Annotated in this window: 14 protein-coding genes and 1 riboswitch; of the genes, 5 read left to right on the forward strand and 9 right to left on the reverse strand. The window is 71.9% G+C overall.

What is annotated here, in order from left to right; translation table 11 throughout:
- Positions 1-98: 98 nt before the first annotated feature.
- The 3 genes from ACIPK3_RS26240 (at position 99) to sepH (ending at position 4,074) form a co-directional block, all read left to right on the forward strand.
- Positions 99-1,337 (forward strand): MFS transporter, encoded by a 1,239-nt coding sequence (locus ACIPK3_RS26240; protein ID WP_402573427.1) that lies wholly within the window; start codon positions 99-101, stop codon positions 1,335-1,337.
- Complete coding sequence (locus tag ACIPK3_RS26245) at positions 1,297-2,616, forward strand: D-arabinono-1,4-lactone oxidase (RefSeq protein ID WP_402573429.1); 1,320 nt, start codon at positions 1,297-1,299, stop codon at positions 2,614-2,616. Before ACIPK3_RS26240 ends, ACIPK3_RS26245 begins: the two co-directional genes overlap by 41 nt.
- 414 nt (positions 2,617-3,030) lie before the next feature.
- Positions 3,031-4,074: a septation protein SepH gene (gene sepH, locus ACIPK3_RS26250; protein WP_402573430.1), complete on the forward strand. Its 1,044-nt coding sequence runs from the start codon at positions 3,031-3,033 to the stop codon at positions 4,072-4,074.
- An 80-nt stretch (positions 4,075-4,154) separates the two neighbouring features.
- Here sepH and ACIPK3_RS26255 read toward each other — a convergent pair whose 3' ends face one another.
- Positions 4,155-5,006 (reverse strand): sulfurtransferase, encoded by an 852-nt coding sequence (locus ACIPK3_RS26255; protein WP_402573432.1) that lies wholly within the window; start codon positions 5,004-5,006, stop codon positions 4,155-4,157.
- Positions 5,007-5,334: 328 nt separating this feature from the next.
- Between ACIPK3_RS26255 and ACIPK3_RS26260 the strand changes: the two genes are divergently transcribed.
- Positions 5,335-6,135: a VOC family protein gene (locus tag ACIPK3_RS26260; RefSeq protein ID WP_402573434.1), complete on the forward strand. Its 801-nt coding sequence runs from the start codon at positions 5,335-5,337 to the stop codon at positions 6,133-6,135.
- A 64-nt stretch (positions 6,136-6,199) separates the two neighbouring features.
- Here the strand turns inward: ACIPK3_RS26260 and ACIPK3_RS26265 are convergent, their stop codons facing one another.
- From ACIPK3_RS26265 to ACIPK3_RS26280, 4 genes are all read right to left on the reverse strand, one after another.
- Complete coding sequence (locus ACIPK3_RS26265) at positions 6,200-6,847, reverse strand: thymidine kinase (RefSeq protein ID WP_402573436.1); 648 nt, start codon at positions 6,845-6,847, stop codon at positions 6,200-6,202.
- 59 nt (positions 6,848-6,906) lie between these two features.
- Positions 6,907-8,097, reverse strand: coding sequence for an alkaline phosphatase family protein (locus ACIPK3_RS26270; protein ID WP_402573438.1), 1,191 nt, complete (start codon positions 8,095-8,097; stop codon positions 6,907-6,909).
- Complete coding sequence (locus tag ACIPK3_RS26275; RefSeq protein ID WP_402573440.1) at positions 8,097-8,684, reverse strand: DUF5998 family protein; 588 nt, start codon at positions 8,682-8,684, stop codon at positions 8,097-8,099. The genes ACIPK3_RS26270 and ACIPK3_RS26275 overlap by 1 nt, the downstream gene beginning before the upstream one ends.
- 120 nt (positions 8,685-8,804) lie before the next feature.
- Positions 8,805-11,687: a GNAT family N-acetyltransferase gene (locus ACIPK3_RS26280; protein ID WP_402573442.1), complete on the reverse strand. Its 2,883-nt coding sequence runs from the start codon at positions 11,685-11,687 to the stop codon at positions 8,805-8,807.
- 151 nt (positions 11,688-11,838) lie between these two features.
- On the opposite strand from ACIPK3_RS26280, the gene ACIPK3_RS26285 reads away from it, so the two are divergent.
- Positions 11,839-12,120 carry an HPr family phosphocarrier protein gene (locus tag ACIPK3_RS26285; protein ID WP_402573443.1) on the forward strand — a complete coding sequence of 94 codons (282 nt, stop codon included), beginning with the start codon at positions 11,839-11,841 and terminating at the stop codon, positions 12,118-12,120.
- Positions 12,121-12,307: 187 nt separating this feature from the next.
- Here the strand turns inward: ACIPK3_RS26285 and ACIPK3_RS26290 are convergent, their stop codons facing one another.
- The 4 genes from ACIPK3_RS26290 to ACIPK3_RS26305 all read right to left on the reverse strand — a co-directional run bounded on the left by ACIPK3_RS26290 (position 12,308) and on the right by ACIPK3_RS26305 (position 17,124).
- Positions 12,308-13,003, reverse strand: coding sequence for a GntR family transcriptional regulator (locus tag ACIPK3_RS26290; RefSeq protein WP_402573445.1), 696 nt, complete (start codon positions 13,001-13,003; stop codon positions 12,308-12,310).
- Between the two features lie 189 nt (positions 13,004-13,192).
- Complete coding sequence (locus tag ACIPK3_RS26295; protein WP_402573447.1) at positions 13,193-13,945, reverse strand: M23 family metallopeptidase; 753 nt, start codon at positions 13,943-13,945, stop codon at positions 13,193-13,195.
- 13 nt (positions 13,946-13,958) lie between these two features.
- Positions 13,959-14,117, reverse strand: a riboswitch (cyclic di-AMP (ydaO/yuaA leader).
- 209 nt (positions 14,118-14,326) lie between these two features.
- The gene (locus ACIPK3_RS26300) at positions 14,327-15,715 is read right to left on the reverse strand and encodes a M16 family metallopeptidase (protein ID WP_402573448.1); all 1,389 of its coding nucleotides are present in this window, start codon (positions 15,713-15,715) and stop codon (positions 14,327-14,329) included.
- The gene (locus ACIPK3_RS26305; RefSeq protein ID WP_402573450.1) at positions 15,712-17,124 is read right to left on the reverse strand and encodes a M16 family metallopeptidase; all 1,413 of its coding nucleotides are present in this window, start codon (positions 17,122-17,124) and stop codon (positions 15,712-15,714) included. The genes ACIPK3_RS26300 and ACIPK3_RS26305 overlap by 4 nt, the downstream gene beginning before the upstream one ends.
- Between the last annotated feature and the right edge of the window lie 222 nt (positions 17,125-17,346).

Here is a 17,346-nt window from a genome sequence, read left to right on the forward strand (position 1 = left end):
GCGTTGTTCACACGGTGATCGATACACCTAGGGCGGTGCGACGGGTTCGCCCGACCCGTAAGCTGTATCGACGCTCTTCACGCCTTACGGAGACCCCCGTGCCCAGCCCTTATCGCGCTCTGTTCGACACCCCAGGCACCCGGGCCTTCGCCGCCGCGGGCTTCATCGGCCGGATGCCGCTGTCGATGATGGGCATCGGCGTGGTCACGATGATCTCCCAGCTCACCGGGCGATACGGACTCGCGGGCGGGCTGTCGGCGACCATCGCCCTGGCCGCCGCGGCGATCGGGCCACAGGTCTCCCGGCTCGTGGATCTGCACGGGCAGCGCAGGGTGCTGCGTCCCGCGGCGCTGGTGGCACTCGTGGCGGCGGCCGGGCTGCTGCTCGCCGCGCACTACGGCTGGCCGGACTGGGTGTTGTTCGTCTGCGCCGTCGGGATCGGCTGTGTGCCGAGCACGGGCTCGATGGTCCGGGCCCGGTGGGCGGCGCTGTACCGGGGCACCCCGAAGCTGCACACCGCCTACTCGTTCGAGTCGGTGATGGACGAGGTCTGCTTCGTCTTCGGGCCGATCATCTCCATCGGCCTGTCCACCACCTGGTTCCCGGAGGCCGGCCCGCTGCTGGCCGGCTGCTTCCTGGCCGCAGGAGTCTTCTGGCTGACGGCCCAGCGGGCCACCGAGCCCGCACCGCACCCGCGGGAGGAGGGCAGCGGGGGTTCGGTGCTGCGCTCCTCCGGGCTCCAGGTCCTGATGGTCACCTTCGTCGCCACGGGAGCGATCTTCGGGGCGGTGGACGTGGTCACCGTGGCCTTCGCCGACGAGATTGGCCACAAGGGCGCCTCCAGCGTGGTTCTGGCGCTGTACGCGGTGGGTTCCGCCGGCGCCGGTGTGGTGTTCGGGCTGCTGCACTTCGCCGGAGCGGCGGAACGCCGATGGCTGCTGGGCATATGTGCGATGGCCGTGAGTATGATCCCCCTCCTACTGGTCGGAAGCCTGCCGCTTCTGGCCGTGGCGCTGTTCGTTTCGGGCATGACCGTCGCACCGACGATGATCACGACGATGTCCCTCATCGAAGAGCACGTACCTCGCGCGAAGCTCACCGAGGGCATGACCTGGGTGAGTACCGGTCTCGCGGTCGGTGTCGCGCTCGGCTCCTCCGCGGCCGGCTGGGTGATCGACGCAGCCGGCGCACGAGCCGGGTATGGGGTTCCGGTGGCGTCCGGGGCCGTCGCGGTCGCGGTCGGTTTCCTCGGGTACCGCCGGCTCAGCAAGCCGGTCGCGGGTCGGGGAGGAACCGTTGAGCAGCAAAGCGAGCGGGAAGAACGGCACGTGGCGTAACTGGGGAGGCAATGTCTCCGCCCGGCCGGCCCGGGAGGTGACACCCGCCTCGGTGGAGGAGCTGGCCGACGCCGTCCGCCGGGCCGCCGAGGACGGGCTGACCGTGAAGGCCGTGGGCACCGGGCACTCCTTCACCTCGATCGCGGCCACCGACGGGGTGCTGATCCGCCCTCAACTGTTGACGGGTATCCGCGGTATCGACCGCACGGCCATGACGGTCACGGTGGAGGCCGGGACGCCGCTCAAGAGGCTCAACCTGGCACTGGCCCGCGAGGGTCTGTCGCTCACCAACATGGGCGACATCATGGAACAGACGGTTTCCGGTGCCACCAGCACCGGCACCCATGGCACCGGACGGGAGTCCGCCTCCATAGCCGCCCAGATCACCGGCCTGGAACTGGTCACGGCCGACGGCTCGGTGCTCACCTGCTCCGCACAGGAGAACCCGGAGGTCTTCGCGGCCGCCCGCCTGGGCATCGGCGCGCTGGGCATCGTCACCGCGATCACCTTCGCCGTGGAGCCGCTCTTCCTGCTCACGGCACGCGAGGAACCGATGCCGCTGGACCGGGTGCTCGCCGAGTTCGACGAACTGTGGGCCGAGAACGAGCACTTCGAGTTCTACTGGTTCCCGCACACCGGAAACACCAACACCAAGCGCAACAACCGCAGCGCCGGCCCCGAGCGGCCGGTGGGACGGCTGGCCGGCTGGTTCGAGGACGAGTTCCTCTCCAACGGCGTGTTCCAGGTGGCCCAGTGGGCGGGCAGGGCGGCGCCCACCGCGGTCCCGGTGATTGCCCGGGCCTCCAGCAGGGCGCTGTCCGCGCGGACCTACACGGACATCCCGTACAAGGTCTTCACATCGCCGCGGCGGGTGCGGTTCGTGGAGATGGAGTACGCCGTACCGCGCGAGGCGATGGCGGACACCCTGCGGGAACTCAAGGCGATGCTGGACCGTTCACCCCTCAAGATCAGTTTTCCGGTGGAGGTCCGCACCGCCCCGGCCGACGACATCCCGCTGTCCACCGCCTCCGCCCGGGACAGCGCGTACATCGCGGTCCACATGTACCGGGGGACGCCGTACCAGTCGTACTTCACCGCGGCCGAGCGGATCCTCACCGCGCACGAGGGGCGGCCGCACTGGGGCAAGGTGCACACCCGGGACGCGGAGTACCTCGCCAAGGCCTATCCGCGCTTCGGCGAGTTCACCGCGGTCCGTGACCGCCTCGACCCGGACCGGCGGTTCCAGAACGACTATCTGCGCAGAGTGCTGGGAGCCTGACCGAAGATCCGGAACCCTCGCCTCCCTTCGGGGCGTTCGGGTGAAGCACCTCATGCGGGTGAACGCGGCAAGCCGCTCACGGACTGCCAAGTCGCACTCCGCGCCAGAAGTTGGGCGGCGTGCCGATCCACGCCCGTGGCCCGAATGGAGTACTCTTGCGAGCCTTGGGCCCGGCCCCGTCAGGGTGCCCGCGGCCTGCAGGACCGCCGGGAGGGGGGCTAGTTGCACAGGGTGACGGAGTTGGTCACTTAGCGTTGCGAATAGGTAACCGTGCCATAACGGCGGCTCTGGGCCCGTGCCCGACACGCCGGGCAACTCGGCAAGGTTGTGGCAGGCTGCACCCGGGCAGGCCACACTCGACTAGCGGAAGCAGCGACGCACGTGACGTCGGCAGGCACCACCCGGGAGGTCCCCATGCCCGAACTGCGTGTCGTGGCCGTCTCGAATGACGGCACACGGCTGGTGCTGAAGGCTGCCGACGCAACGGAGTACACGCTTCCGATCGACGAGCGGCTGCGCGCCGCGGTGCGCGGCGACCGGCCCCGGCTCGGCCAGATCGAGATCGAGGTGGAGAGCCATCTCCGCCCCCGTGACATCCAGGCGCGTATACGTGCCGGTGCCACCGCGGAGGAAGTCGCCCAGCTCGCGGGCATTCCCGTCGAGCGCGTACGGCGCTTCGAGGGCCCGGTGCTCGCCGAGCGCGCCTTCATGGCGGAGCGGGCCCGCAAGACCCCGGTGCGCAGGCCCGGCGAGAACTCCGGCCCACTGCTCGGCGAGGCCGTCCAGGAGCGACTGCTGCTGCGCGGCGCCGAGAAGGACACCGTGCTGTGGGACTCCTGGCGCCGCGACGACGGCACCTGGGAAGTCCTGCTGGTCTACCGGGTGGCGGGCGAACCGCACTCGGCGAGCTGGACCTACGACCCGCCCCGGCGGCTCGTCCAGGCCGTCGACTCCGAGGCGCGTTCGCTGATCGGCGAGTCCGACGACCTCGCCGCGCCGGAGCCGAGCTTTCCGTTCGTACCGCGCATCGCCCGGCTGCCCCGCGACCGCCCGCTGGACCGGTCCCTGGACCGCGCTCTGGACCGCGAGCGGCCCGGTCTGCCGGCACCGGCGTCCGAGCCCGTCGAGGAGAGCACGGGCGAACGTGACTCCCTGACCAGTCTGTTGGAGGCGGTACCGAGCTTCCGTGGCGACCTGGTGGTCCCGGAACGTCCGGTGGAGGACCCGGAGGAGCCCGTCGCCGAGGTCGAGGCCGAGGAGCCGGCCGCCCCTGCGGCATCGGCCGGTTCCGCCTACGCGGACGTCCTGATGCCGCGTTCCGTCGGCAGCCACCGCGACCGCCTCATCGGCGCCACCGACCGCCAGGCCGAGGCCGACGGCGTCCGCCCCGGCCGCCGCGCGGCGGTACCGAGCTGGGACGAGATCGTCTTCGGAACACGCCGCAAGAAGCAGGAGTAGCCGCCGCCGAAGGGTCACGGACCTCGCGAGAAGCCGGCGACATGAGGGCTCCGTCCGTCTCCGGACGGAGCCCTCAGTCGCTACTGCGGCTCCGGGCCCACCGCCACCGGGCGGGACGGGTCGGCGGACCACTCCGACCATGAACCGACGTACAGCGCCGCCGGGATGCCCGCCACCGCGAGCGCGAGTACCTCGTGGGCCCCCGAGACGCCGGAGCCGCAGTACACGCCGACCTCGGCGTCCTCAACGGCGCCAAGGGACTTGAAGCGCGCCCGCAGTTCCCCGGCGGGCAGGAAACGGCCGTCCGCGCCCACGTTCTCGGTGGTCGGCGCGGACACGGCGCCCGGGATGTGGCCGCCGACCCGGTCGACCGGCTCCACCTCGCCCCGGTACCGCTCCCCCGCCCGGGCGTCCAGCAGTACCCCGGAGCGGGCCAGCGCGGCGGCGGCGTCCGCGTCCAGGAGGCCGCCCGCGCCCGGCTCGGGCACGAAGTCGCCCTCGGCGGGCGTGGTCACGTCCGTCGACAACTCGCCCTCCCAGGCGGGCAACCCGCCGTCCAGGACCCGCACGTCCGGGTGACCCGTCCAGCGCAGCATCCACCAGGCTCGCGCGGCCGCCCAGCCCTGACCGCCGTCGTACACGACGACCGGACGCCCCGGCGAGACCCCCGCCCGGCGCATGGCCGCGCCGAATTCGGCCAAGTCCGGCAGCGGATGCCGGCCGTTCTTCCCTGGAACAGCGGCGAGTTCCTCGTCCATGTCGACGAAGACCGCGCCCGGGATGTGCCCCGCCGCGTACTCGGCGCGTCCGTCGAAGGCCGGTGCGCCGGCCGCCTTGGCCAGGCTGAGCTGCCAGCGAACGTCGAGGAGCGTCGGCGGGTCGCCCTCGGTCAAGTCATGCGCGAGCCGGGTTGCGGTGATGATGGCTTTCATGAGCCCCATCCTTACGCCAGGGGTGGCCGCGGCGTCCAGCTCCGACTACTCTGCTCCGCCGGACAGTCCCGATCACCAGGCGTACGGGATCAGGCACATGCTGTGCGGCTGAGGGACACCCGGCGACAGTCGTCCGGAAGCAGGCGGAAGAGGCGGAGTTCGGCAGCAGGCGCCCGCGCGGCAGTACCGCGCGCCCGCGGCGCCGCCGCGACGCACGGCGTCACAGAGGGTGCGAGCATCGGTACGGGGCGTGTCTGCGGCTGCGACACACCGATCCGGAGAGCGGAAGCGACACGGCCACCGCAAGGGGGCCTGGGAGAGAGTGACGATGACCGAGGCACGGGGATCGGCGGGCCCGAACGGCACACGCACTCGGCGCGAGCCCGGCACACCCTGCTGGGTGACCCTGATGGCGCACGGACTGGCCACGACCGAGGAGTTCTACGGAGCGCTGTTCGGCTGGGAGTTCGAGCCCGGCCCCCAGCAACTCGGCCCTTATGTGCGGGCCCTGCTCGACGGACAGGAAGTGGCGGGCATCGGTCAGTTGCCGCCCGATCAGGATCTGCCCGTCGCGTGGACGCCGTATCTGTCCTCGGACGACGTGGACCACATGGCCGAGACGGTGCGGCACTGCGGCGGCACCGTGGGTGTGGGCCCCCTGGACATGGCCGAGGCCGGACGGCTCGTGATCGCCTCGGATCCCTCGGGAGCGGTGTTCGGCATCTGGCAGGCGGCGGAGCACCACGGCATGGCCGTCTCCGGCCTGCCCGGCACTCCCGCCTGGAACGAACTGCTCACCTTCGAGACGGCCGGTGTCGCCAAGTTCTACAAGACGGTGTTCAAGTTCGAGGAGGAGCCGGCGGTGTCCGCCGACTTCGACTACCTGACCCTGCGGGTGGCCGGCCGGCGGGTCGCCGGCATCCACGGCGTGGGGCACGCGCTGCCGCGCGACCGGGGCCCGCACTGGCTGACGTATTTCGAGGTCGCCGACACCGACGAGACCCTGGGCCGGCTGCTGGACTTGGGCGGCCGGGTGCTGAAGGCCGCCCATGACGGCGAGCACGGCCGGGTGGCGACGGTGGCCGACCCGGAGGGCGCGGTCTTCTCGGTGATCCAGAGCCCACGCTGAGCCCGGGAGACCCGCGCACCGGCCCGGTCGGCCTTCGCCCGGTCGACCGGCCGCGATCGCGCGATCAGCCCGAGGTGACCGGCAGCACGTCGGGCGAGAGCGCCGCCGCCCGCGCGGCAGCGCTCGTCATGCGTTTACGGTGGTGACGGCGGCACAGCACCTCGTACCCGACGGCCTCGGCCGCGCCCACGTCCCCCACCACGACCTGCTCGCCCTCGACGACCATCTCGCCGCCCACCGTGCGAGCGTTGTGCGTGGCCCGTGCCCCGCACCAGCACATGGCCTCGACCTGCAGTGTCTCGATCCGGTCCGCCAGCTCGATCAGCCGCTGCGAACCGGGGAACAGCTTGGTCCGAAAGTCCGTGGTGATACCGAACGCGAACACGTCGAGGGACAGCTCGTCCACGATCCGGGCCAGCTGGTCGATCTGCCCCGGCAGCAGGAACTGGGCCTCGTCCACGAGGACGTAGTCCACCTTGCCGCCGCGCGACATACGGTCCACCACGAACGCGTAGAGGTCCAGCTCGGGCGCGGCCTCCACCGCATCGGTCACCAGCCCCAGGCGCGACGACAGTTTGCCGGCTCCCGCGCGGTCCTCCCGCGTGAAGATCACACTTTGCAGACCACGAGCCGAGCGGTTGTGCGCGATCTGAAGCGCCAGAGTCGACTTCCCGCAGTCCATCGTTCCCGAGAAGAACGCCAGTTCGGGCATGGGGGGTTGAGCACCTTTCGGCGAGACGGGGACAGGAGCGGGGACAGATGAACGGTTCTTCAGGAGCGTACTTCGAGCAGCGGGACCAGCTGCTCGGCTGGAGTCAGCGAACCGTGGTTGCCGACCAGCGCCGACTCCTTCGGCTCTCGCTCGGAGGCGATGATCAGGACGTCGTCGTGCGCGGCCGCGACCACATCGCCGATACGGGCGTACACCCGGTCGTCGATCCGGGGTCCGAACCACCCCGCCGCGATCGCCTCGTCCCGCGAGGCCACCCAGAACTGCTCGCCGAGCACCTCGCGCCAGCAGGTCAGAACGTCCTGCTCGGCGCCCGGCACCGCGTAGACGTGCCGGGCGCGGCCCTCGCCGCCGAGCAGCGCGACGCCGGCGCTCAGCTCCCAGTCGTGGTCGAAGTCGAACCGGTGCTCCTCGTCGAAGGGCACGTCGACCATGCCGTGGTCGGCGGTGACGTAGAGCGTGGTGCGCGGCGGGAGCTGCTCGGCCAGGCGCTGGACGAGCCGGTCCACGCACATGAGCTGACCGCGCCAGGTGTCTGAGGCGACGCCGTAGCGGTGGCCCGCGCCGTCCAGCTCGGAGTAGTACGTGTAGACCAGGGAGCGGTCGCCGCCGGCCAGTTGCTCGGCAGCGAGGTCCATGCGCTCCTCGCCGGTCAGCCTGCCGTGGAACGTTCCGCCGCTGAGCGCCACCTTGGTCAGCGGGGTGCTCGCGAAGGTGGGTGACGACACCTGGGCGGTGTGCACACCCGCCAGGTGCGCCAGCTCGAAGACGGTGGGGTACGGCTGCCACCGGCTCGGGGAGGTCCACGGCTGCCAGCGGAGCTGGTTCATCAGCTCACCGGTCTCCGGGTTCCGGGCCGAGTAGCCGGGCAGGCCGTGCGCGCCCGGCGGGAGGCCGGTGCCGACGGAGGCGAGGGAGGTCGCGGTGGTCGCCGGGTAGCCGGCGGTGATCGGACGTCCCGTGCCCCCGCGCGAACTCGCGAGCAGCGAGGTCATGAACGGCGCCTCGTCGGGGTGGGCCCGCAGCTGTTCCCAGCCCAGGCCGTCGACCAGGAAGACGCAGTTCCGGTCGGCGGGAGCCAGCTCCTGGATCGAGGCGGTCATGTCCGGTACGGCCATGCCCGCCGCCAGGGTGGGCAGCAGGTCGGCGAGAGAGCCGCTGCCGTACTCGGGGAGCGGCGCGGAGGCGAGGGCGAGGGGCTCCGGGTGGTCCCAGGCGGAGGGGTACGCCATCAGCGCGTGACGTCCGCGGTCGCCTCGGAGATGGCCTGGGCGAAGGCGAGCGCCTGGCGCACCGTCTCCGGGCCGTCCCCGGCCTCGCTGACCCGCAGGCTCAGGTCGTCCGCCGTCGAGCTGCCCGTGTAGCCGTGGTCGGCCTCGCAGTTGGGGTCGCCGCAGGCGGCGGGCTCCAGATCGATGCGGGAGACGGCGCCCCAGCCGATGGTGAGGACGACCTCGCGGGGCAGGGTGCCGGGCGTGTACTGCTCCGGGTTGGCGACCATGCGGCTGACCACGACGGACGAGATCCGGCCGATCTTCACGGACTCCGTGGAGGTCGTGGCGTACGGGGTCGGGGACGTGTCGTCGGCGGCCTGCTCATCGGTGTGGCTGACGATGAAGCGGTTGCCGGTGAGGACGAGCACGGTCACATGCCGCCGCACCTCGTTCTGGTCGAACGTCGTCTCCTGGTGGACCAGGTACGACCGGATGGGCTCGCCGCCCACAGCGGCCTCCACCGCCTCGGCCACGAGGGCCGGGTAGTAGCCGCTGCGCTCGATCGCCGAGCGCAGCCCCTGGGTCGTCGTACTGGTCTTGGCCATGACGTCCATCCTAGTCCGTGGGCAAGGGGGGTCCGGGCCAGTCGGGAGCACCGGGCGGCCTGTCGCCGGGGCCGTGTACAGGGACGGTCGTCCCCCTTTCCGATACCCCTTCCGCCCGGCTCAGTACACCGGGAGCGTCCGCGGGCCGAGGTCGTCGCGGGCGGGCGGGGGCGCGAGCCGCACGGTGGCGCCGAGGACGCTGAGACCGCGCGTGGAGACCACGACCGGCTCCAGGGTGACTGCGACGACCTCGGGGTGGTCGTCGACCAGCCGGGAGACCCTCAGCAGCAGCTCCTCCAGGGCAGGGGTGTCGACCGGGGTCGAGCCCCGCCAGCCGAACAGCAGGGGTGCCGTCCTGATCGAGCGCACCAGTGAGGTCGCCTCCCGGTCGGTGACCGGGACCAGCCGGTGCGCCATGTCGCCGAGCAGCTGCGAGGCGGCTCCGGCGAGCCCGAAGGACAGTACGGCCCCGGCCGCAGGGTCGATCACGGCCCGTACGACGGTGTCGACGCCCCGGGGTGCCATGCCCTGCACCACCGGCCGCACCTCGTCCGGCTTGCCGAACAGTTCGGCCAACTCGGCGTAGGCGTGACGCAGTTGCCGCTCGTCCGCCAGGTCGAGGCGTACTCCGCCCAGGTCGGCGCGGTGCCTGAGGTGGGGTGCGGTGGCCTTGAGGGCGACCGGGTAGCCGAGTGCGCGAGCGGCCTCGGCGGCGGCGTCGGGGGTGGCGGCGGGCAGGGCGCGGCGGACGGCGACGCCGTACCTCCCGAGCAGTTCGCAGGTCTCCTCCGTGCCGAGGGTGAGTCCCTGGCCGCGCGCGAGCAGCCCGTGGATCAGTCCGGCGGCGCCCTTCTCGTCGATGTCGTCGTATTCGGGCACCCTGCCCGGGTTGGCGGCGTCACGGCGCCACTGCCCGTACTTCACGGCTTCGGCGAGGGCCCGCACGGCGCGCTCGGCGGCGGGGTAGGCGGGAATGAGCCGGGAGCAGTTCAGGGACGGTTCGTCCGGAACCGATACCGGAACCGGCACCGCGCCGGGCGACGGCTGGGCCGCTCCCGCGGCCGGGGGCCGTTCGGCGGGACGCTGCGCCGCGCCGCCGGCGGCGTACGACGCGGAGCCGGTGGCGTGCGGCGCGGTGCTGGCGGCGGCGGAGAGCGCCTCGGCGAGTCCGCCCAGTTCCACGTGGACGACCAGGACGGGCTTGGCGGGCGCGGCGGAGGCCGCGGACCGCAGTGCCTCGGCCAGTTCCGCCTCCCCCGGTGAGCCCTCTCCGATGGCCGGGATCGCCGTCACGATCACGGCGTCGCACGAGTCGTCGGCCAGGGCCCGTGCCAGCGCTCGCCGGAAGTCCTCCGCGGTGGCCTCCGTGGTCAGGTCGGAGGGGCGTGACGGCCGCAGCTCTTCGGACAGGCAGGCGTCATACGTCAGCAGGCCGAGGGACTCGGAGTTCCCGAGGATCGCCACCCGGGGTCCGGCGGGCAGCGGCTGCCGAGCCAGCAGCAGGCCCGTGTCCACCAGCTCGGTGATGGTGTGGACCCGGATCACGCCCGCCTGCCGGAGCAGCGCGGACACGGTCGCGTGCGGCAGGCGCGTGGCCCGCACCGCGTGTCCCTGCGGAGCGGATCCCGCCCCCTGCACGACGACCAGCGGCTTCGCCGCGGCGGTCCGGCGGGCGAGGCGGGTGAACTTGCGCGGGTTGCCGATGGACTCCAGGTACATGAGGACGACGTCGGTGTCGGGGTCGTCGTACCAGTACTGGACCATGTCGTTGCCGGAGACGTCCGCCCGGTTGCCGGAGGAGACGAACGTGGACACGCCCGACACCCCGGTCACCCCTCCCCCGCGCCGGTGCAGCCGGGACAGCAGCGCGATGCCGATGGCCCCGGACTGGGCGAAGAGCCCGATCCGGCCGGGGCGGGGCGGCTCCGGCGCCAGCGAGGCGTTGAGCCGCACGTCCTGGGCGTTGTTGATGATTCCGAAGGTGTTGGGTCCGATGATCCGCATGCCGTACACGCGCGCATGTCGGACGAGTTCGCGCTGCCGCTCACGGCCCTCGGGCCCGCTCTCCGCGTATCCGGCGGAGAGCACGACGAGTCCCTGGGCGCCGTGTTCACCGCACTCGGTGACCACCTCGGGCACGCGCTCGGCGGGGACGGCGACGACGACGAGATCCACGGACTCGTCGATGTCCCGCACCGAGCGGTGGGCGGGGACCCCGTCGATCTCCGTCCGGCCCTCGGGGAAGGCCGCGTTCACCGCGTACAGCCGGCCGGTGAACCCGGCCTCCCGGATGTTGCCCAGAACGCCGCGGCCCACTCCGCCGGGTGTGCGGCCCACGCCGACGACCGCGACGGAGCGCGGCGCGAGGAGCCGGCGCACCGAGCGCGCCTCCGCGCGCTGTTCGCGGGCGCGCTGCACGGCGAGCGAGCGGTCGGTTGGTTCGAGGTCGAACTCCAGGCGTACGACACCGTCTTCGAAGCTGCGCTTCTGGGTGTACCCGGCGTCCGTGAACACCTTGATCATCTTGGTGTTGGCGGGCAGCACCTCGGCGGCGAACCGGCGGATGCCGCGCTCGCGCGCGACGGCCGCGATGTGTTCGAGGAGGGTGGAGGCCACTCCGCGGCCCTGGTGGGCGTCCTGCACCAGGAAGGCCACCTCCGCCTCGTCGGCGGGCGCGGAGGCGGGCAGGCCGCGGGCGTCGATGCGGTCGTAGCGGACGGTCGCGATGAACTCGCCGCCGATCGTGGCGGCGAGCCCCACCCGGTCCACGAAGTCGTGGTGGGTGAAGCGTCGGACGTCCTTGGCGGACAGCCGTGGGTACGGCGCGAAGAAGCGGTAGTACTTCGACTCGTCGGAGACCTGCTCGTAAAAACTGACCAGGCGGTCGGCGTCGTCGACGGTGATGGGCCTGATGCGCGCGGTACCCCCGTCGCGCAGGACCACGTCCGCCTCCCAGTGGGCGGGGTACTCGTGCCGGTCCCGCCGGTCCGCCGAGGTCTGCATGGGCCCCAGAGTACGGCTCGCGTCCGACAACAGCGCGGGGCAGGCTGTGGAGGGCGGGAGCACGCCTGACGACCGGGAGCGTGCCTGACGATATGGAAGACTGGTCTAGACAACACTGAGACAGTGAAGTGACAGTGAAGGGCAGCATCACATGGCTGAGCGCCACGTCAACGTCGGCTGGACCGAGGGCCTCCACGCCCGCCCCGCCTCCATCTTCGTCCGGGCCGCCACGGCTTCCGGCGTCCCCGTGACGATCGCCAAGCCCGGCGGCGCCCCCGTCAACGCCGCCTCCATGCTGGCCGTCCTGAGCCTGGGCGCCCAGGGCGGCGAGGAGATCGTCCTCGCCTCCGACGCCGAGGGCGCGGACGCCGCCCTGGACCGTCTGGCGAAGCTGGTCGCCGAGGGTCTCGAGGAGCTGCCCGAGACGGTCTGAGGACACGGTCCGAACATAGGGACATGAAATCGGCGGAGCCGCGTCGCCCGTACGGGCCGTGCGGCTCCGCCGTCTTTTTGCGCCACCGCCACCACTTCGCATGGTTCCGGAATTGGGGCACCACTGAAAATCGGGGCAGGAAAAAGCGTCGCCCCCGAATAACATCTCTTTGTATACGTCCCGCGTGTTAATTCCGCGGGCTCGAAATGTTTACAGCATGTTGCGAAGTCCGCGAACGCTCCGGCCGGCCACCGGCGCCGGACAGGCGCAGCCGGTGCGCGAGGGTCGCGCGCTCGGTGTGCAGCGCCGTGATCGCCCGCGCGCGGTCCGCGTCGCCGCGTGCCACCGCGTCCACGATGGCGCCGTGCTCCGCCCAGGACTCCACCGGGTTCACGGGCGCCTCCACCGCGTACATCCAGGCGATCTTGTGCCGCAGCTGGGTCAGCATGGCGGTCAGGGCGGGGCTGCCGCAGGACTGGGCGAGCGTCTCGTGGAACCAGCCGCCCAGGGAGCGCAGGTCCTCGCTGCCGCCCCTCCTGGCCCGCTCCTGCCCCAGCCTGACCAGGCCGCGCAGCACCTTGAGGTGGGCCTCACTGCGCCGCCGGGCGGCCCGGGAGGCGCCGAGCGGTTCCAGCAGCAGGCGCATCTCCAGCAGGTCGGCGGCCTCCTGCTCGCTCGGTTCGGCCACGCACGCGCCCGCGTGCCGCCGGGTCACCACGAAACCCTCGGCCTCCAGCGTGCGCAGCGCCTCACGGACGGGGACGCGCGAGACGCCGTAGCGCCGGGCCAGAAGTTCTTCGGTGAGCCGCCCGCCGGGCTCGTAGACACCGGTCACGATGTCGTCCCGGATCGCCGTGCACACCGAGTGCGCCGGAATACGCATGACCGACCTCCGCCTAGGACCGTGCCTCAATATTCCCCGTGACTCTATTGCAATGCACGGGAAATTCCGACGGCGGGCCGGAATCATGGATATTTTTTGGACAGCGGGGTACCGGAAACGGCAGGAAACCGCGCGCCGGAAACGCCGAAAGCCCCGGCTCACGAGCCGGGGCTTTCGAAGGCGCGTCCGTCAGACGTTCACGCCGTGCTTGCGCAGGTACGCGACGGGGTCGATGTCCGAGCCGTACTCCGGGGTCGTCCGGGCCTCGAAGTGGAGGTGCGGCCCGGTCACGTTGCCGGTCGCGCCGGAGAGACCGATCTGCTGGCCGGGGGTGACCTTCTGGCCCTCGGAGACACCGATGGAGGAGAGGTGGCCGTACTGGGTGTACGTGCCGTCAGCCATCCGGATCACGATCTGGTTGCCGTACGCCCCGCCCCACCCGGTGGACACGACCGTGCCGGAGCCGACCGCGTGCACGGTGGTGCCGCTGGCGGCGTGGAAGTCGATGCCGGTGTGCGAGCCGGAGGACCACAGGGAACCGCCGGTCTGGTAACCGGTGGAGACATAGGAGTGCGCGATCGGCGCCACGAAGGCGTTGAGTCGCTTGCGCTCGGCCTCGCGGGCGGCGCGCAGCTTGACCTCGTGCTGCCTCTCGGCGAGCGCGGCGGCCTGCTTGCGAGCGGCCTCCTCGGCCGCCTGGCGCTGGGCGGCCTGCTGCTGGGCGGCGGCCTGCGCGTCGATCTGCTCGGCGACCGAGTCGCCAAGGGTGATCACAGGGGTGAGACCGGTGTCCGCGGGGGCCGGCTCCGCGGCGAGGGCCGGGGCGGTCAGGGCGCCTATCGCGCCGGTGGTGGCAAGGGCCGCGACGCCGGCTGCGTGGACGGTGGTGCGCTGCATCCGACTGGGACGACGGTGCTTCCCGGTGGCGCGGGTGAACGCCATGAAGTGGCTGGTCCTTTCCTTCCTTCTCGCCTACCGGGTTAGCTGACGGGTTCGGAGCAGGAAGGTCTCCTACGGACCCCCTCGCAGCCGCGCGGGCGTCCGATTCACCCCAGGGACATGGGTCCCCGGCTCCCCTGGCTCGCGCCGTACGGGGACTCGGCGATGACTGTCCGGTGCCGCGGGTGCGGCGCACTGCATGACGAACAGCCGGGATGACGCTATGCGGGCGCGCTTCAATCCCCAAACCGATCCCGGATTTTGTAGCGCATCCCACAGGCCAGACAGGTCACCTCCGCCTCAATCCGGACATCCTGGAAATGCCGCGCGTGCCCTGACGAACCGTCGGCCGTCAGGGCACGCGCGTGTGCCGGTGTTTTGAGGTTATTCGGCGGAGACGACGGTGACTTCGCCGATGCCGAGGGCCTCGACGGGCTCCCTGATCTGGGCGGCGTCACCCACCAGGACCGTGACCAGACGGTTCACCGGGAAGGCGTTCACCGCCGCGGCGGTGGCCTCCACGGTGCCGGTGGCGGCGAGCTGCCGGTACAGCGCCGCCTGGTAGTCGTCGGGCAGATGCTGCTCGACCTGGTCCGCCAGGGTGCCCGCCACGGCCGCCGCCGTCTCGTACTTCAGCGGCGCGACCCCGACCAGGTTCTGTACGGCGACATCGCGCTCGGCGTCGGTGAGGCCCCCTTCGGCGAGCTTGCGCAGCACCGCCCACAGGTCCGCCAGCGCCGGGCCGGTGTTCGGGGTGTCGACGGAACCGCTGATCGCGAGCATCGAGGCACCCGTGCCGTCCGGGGCGGACCTGAGGACCTGCCCGAACGCGCGCACGCCGTAGGTGTAGCCCTTCTCCTCGCGCAGGACACGGTCCAGGCGGGAGGTCAGGGTGCCGCCGAGGCAGTAGGTGCCGAGCACCTGGGCGGGCCACACACGGTCGTGCCGGTCAGCGCCGACGCGGCCGATGAGCAGCTGCGTCTGAACGGCGCCCGGACGGTTCACGATGACGACCCGGCCGGTGTCGTCGGCGGTGACCGGCGGCACCGGGCGGGGCTGCGCCGGTGAGCCGGTCCAGCCGCCCAGGGTCGCGCCGAGCAGCTCGTCCAGGTCGATGCCGGTGAGGTCGCCGACCACCACGGCGGTGGCCGTGGCGGGCCGCACATGGCGGTCGTAGAAGGCGCGCACGGCCGCCGCGTCGATCTTCTCGACCGTGTCCTCGGTGCCCTGGCGCGGTCGCGACATGCGCGAAGTCGCCGGGAACAGCTCCCTGGAGAGCTCCTTGGCCGCGCGGCGGGACGGGTTCGCCATCTCGTGCGGGATCTCGTCGAGGCGGTTGCGGACCAGCCGCTCGACCTCGCTGTCGGCGAACGCGGGCGCCCTGAGGGCGTCCGCGAGCAGGCCGAGCGCCTTGCCGAGACGGGAGGCGGGTACCTCCAGGCCCAGACGCACTCCGGGGTGGTCGGCGTGGGCGTCCAGGGTCGCGCCGCAGCGCTCCAGTTCGGCGGCGTACTCCTCGGCGGAGTGCTTGTCGGTGCCCTCCGAGAAGGCTCGCGCCATGATGGTGGCGACGCCGTCGAAACCGGCCGGCTCGGCGTCGAGCGGCGCGTCCAGGAGCACCTCGACGGCGATCACCTGCTGGCCGGGGCGGTGACAGCGCAGCACCGTCAGGCCGTTGTCCAGGGTGCCGCGCTCGGGGGCCGGGAACGCCCACGGCTTCGGCTCGCCCGCTCGGGGCTGGGGGTGGAACTCCATCGCGGCGAGCTCGGTCACTTGGCCGTCTCCTCTTCGTCGTTCTGGTCGGCGCCGGCCTTCACCGTGGCCTCGGACTCGGGGTCCTCGGGGAAGTCCTCGTCCTGGGTGTGCTCCGCGGACTCGACGGAGAGCGGCTCGTAGACGAGCACCGCCCGGTTGTCCGGGCGCAGGCGGGCCGCGGCCACCGTGCGGACCTCCTCCGGCGTCACCTCGAGGACGCGCTGCACGGCGGTCAGGGCGAGCTGCGGGTCGCCGAACAGGACGGCGTAGCGGCACAGCTCGTCGGCGCGGCCCGAGACCGTACCGAGCCGGTCCAGCCACTCGCGCTCCAACTGGGCCTGGGCGCGCTCCATCTCCTCGGGCGTGGGGCCCTCCTCGGCGAAGCGGGCCAGCTCCTCGTCGATGGCGGCCTCGATGACCGGCACCTGGACGTCGCCGGAGGTCTTCACGTCCAGCCAGCCGAGGGAGGGCGCCCCGGCCAGCCGCAGCAGGCCGAACCCGGCCGCCACCGCCGTACGGTCGCGTCGTACGAGCCGGTTGTACAGGCGGGAGGACTCGCCGCCGCCGAGGACGGTGAGCGCCAGGTCGGCCGCGTCGGCCGCGCGCGTGCCGTCCTCGGGGAGCCGGTAGGCGGCCATCAGCGCGCGGGCCGGGACCTCCTCCACCAGGACCTCGCGCAGCTGCTCGCCGATGGTGTCGGGCAGCGAGCCGTCGCGCGGCTCGGGCTTGCCGTCGTGCATGGGGATCGAGCCGAAGTACTTCTCGATCCAGGCGAGGGTCTGCTCGGGGTCGATGTCCCCGACCACCGAGAGCACCGCGTTGTTCGGCGCGTAGTAGGTACGGAAGAACCGGCGCGCGTCCTCGAGGGTGGCCGCGTCCAGGTCGGCCATGGAGCCGATCGGCGTGTGGTGGTACGGGTGGCCCTCCGGGTAGGCGAGGGCGGTCAGCTTCTCGAACGCGGTGCCGTACGGGACGTTGTCGTAGCGCTGGCGGCGCTCGTTCTTGACGACGTCTCGCTGGTTCTCCATCGACTCCTCGTCGAGGGCGGCCAGCAGCGAGCCCATCCGGTCGGCCTCCAGCCAGAGGGCGAGCTCCAGCTGGTGGGTGGGCATGGTCTCGAAGTAGTTGGTGCGCTCGAAGCTGGTGGTGCCGTTGAGCGAGCCGCCGGCGCCCTGCACCAGTTCGAAGTGGCCGTTGCCCTTCACCTGGGAGGAGCCCTGGAACATCAGGTGCTCGAAAAGGTGAGCCAGGCCGGTACGCCCCTTGACTTCGTGACGGGAGCCGACGTCGTACCAGAGGCACACCGCCGCGACCGGGGTCAGGTGGTCTTCGGAGAGCACCACGCGCAGACCGTTGGCCAGGCGGTGCTCGGTCGCTGTCAGGCCCCCGGAGCCTGCCTCGGCTTCGGTCGTGTGACCCATGGACATGTACGTCCCTTCGATCGCGGAGGCGGTCCTGAGACCGCGGTTTTCCTGCCGGTCCTGCCACCTTATGCAAGCGTCCGGGGGCTCGGTGAAGTTCCCGCCGGGCGTACGCCCACAGCGGATCGCGTAGCCTGCGGGAGTCGTGCCGCGGGGCGGCCCCCGCCGGCACCTCGCGGTACCGGGAGGGACCGTCGGCACCGGGCCCTGGCCCGGCCTGTCAGTACC

The sequence above is a fragment of the Streptomyces sp. NPDC086787 genome, from assembly GCF_044745865.1.
Lineage (GTDB): Bacteria > Actinomycetota > Actinomycetes > Streptomycetales > Streptomycetaceae > Streptomyces.

Coding starts and splice junctions, on each gene's coding strand:
- ACIPK3_RS26275 (WP_402573440.1), bottom strand. CDS start 8,684: ATGGCCAAGACCAGTACGACGACCCAGGGGCTGCGCTCGGCGATCGAG.
- ACIPK3_RS26280 (WP_402573442.1), bottom strand. CDS start 11,687: ATGCAGACCTCGGCGGACCGGCGGGACCGGCACGAGTACCCCGCCCAC.
- ACIPK3_RS26290 (WP_402573445.1), bottom strand. CDS start 13,003: ATGCGTATTCCGGCGCACTCGGTGTGCACGGCGATCCGGGACGACATC.
- ACIPK3_RS26265 (WP_402573436.1), bottom strand. CDS start 6,847: ATGCCCGAACTGGCGTTCTTCTCGGGAACGATGGACTGCGGGAAGTCG.
- sepH (WP_402573430.1), top strand. CDS start 3,031: ATGCCCGAACTGCGTGTCGTGGCCGTCTCGAATGACGGCACACGGCTG.
- ACIPK3_RS26295 (WP_402573447.1), bottom strand. CDS start 13,945: ATGGCGTTCACCCGCGCCACCGGGAAGCACCGTCGTCCCAGTCGGATG.
- ACIPK3_RS26305 (WP_402573450.1), bottom strand. CDS start 17,124: ATGTCCATGGGTCACACGACCGAAGCCGAGGCAGGCTCCGGGGGCCTG.
- ACIPK3_RS26285 (WP_402573443.1), top strand. CDS start 11,839: ATGGCTGAGCGCCACGTCAACGTCGGCTGGACCGAGGGCCTCCACGCC.
- ACIPK3_RS26260 (WP_402573434.1), top strand. CDS start 5,335: ATGACCGAGGCACGGGGATCGGCGGGCCCGAACGGCACACGCACTCGG.
- ACIPK3_RS26270 (WP_402573438.1), bottom strand. CDS start 8,097: ATGGCGTACCCCTCCGCCTGGGACCACCCGGAGCCCCTCGCCCTCGCC.
- ACIPK3_RS26255 (WP_402573432.1), bottom strand. CDS start 5,006: ATGAAAGCCATCATCACCGCAACCCGGCTCGCGCATGACTTGACCGAG.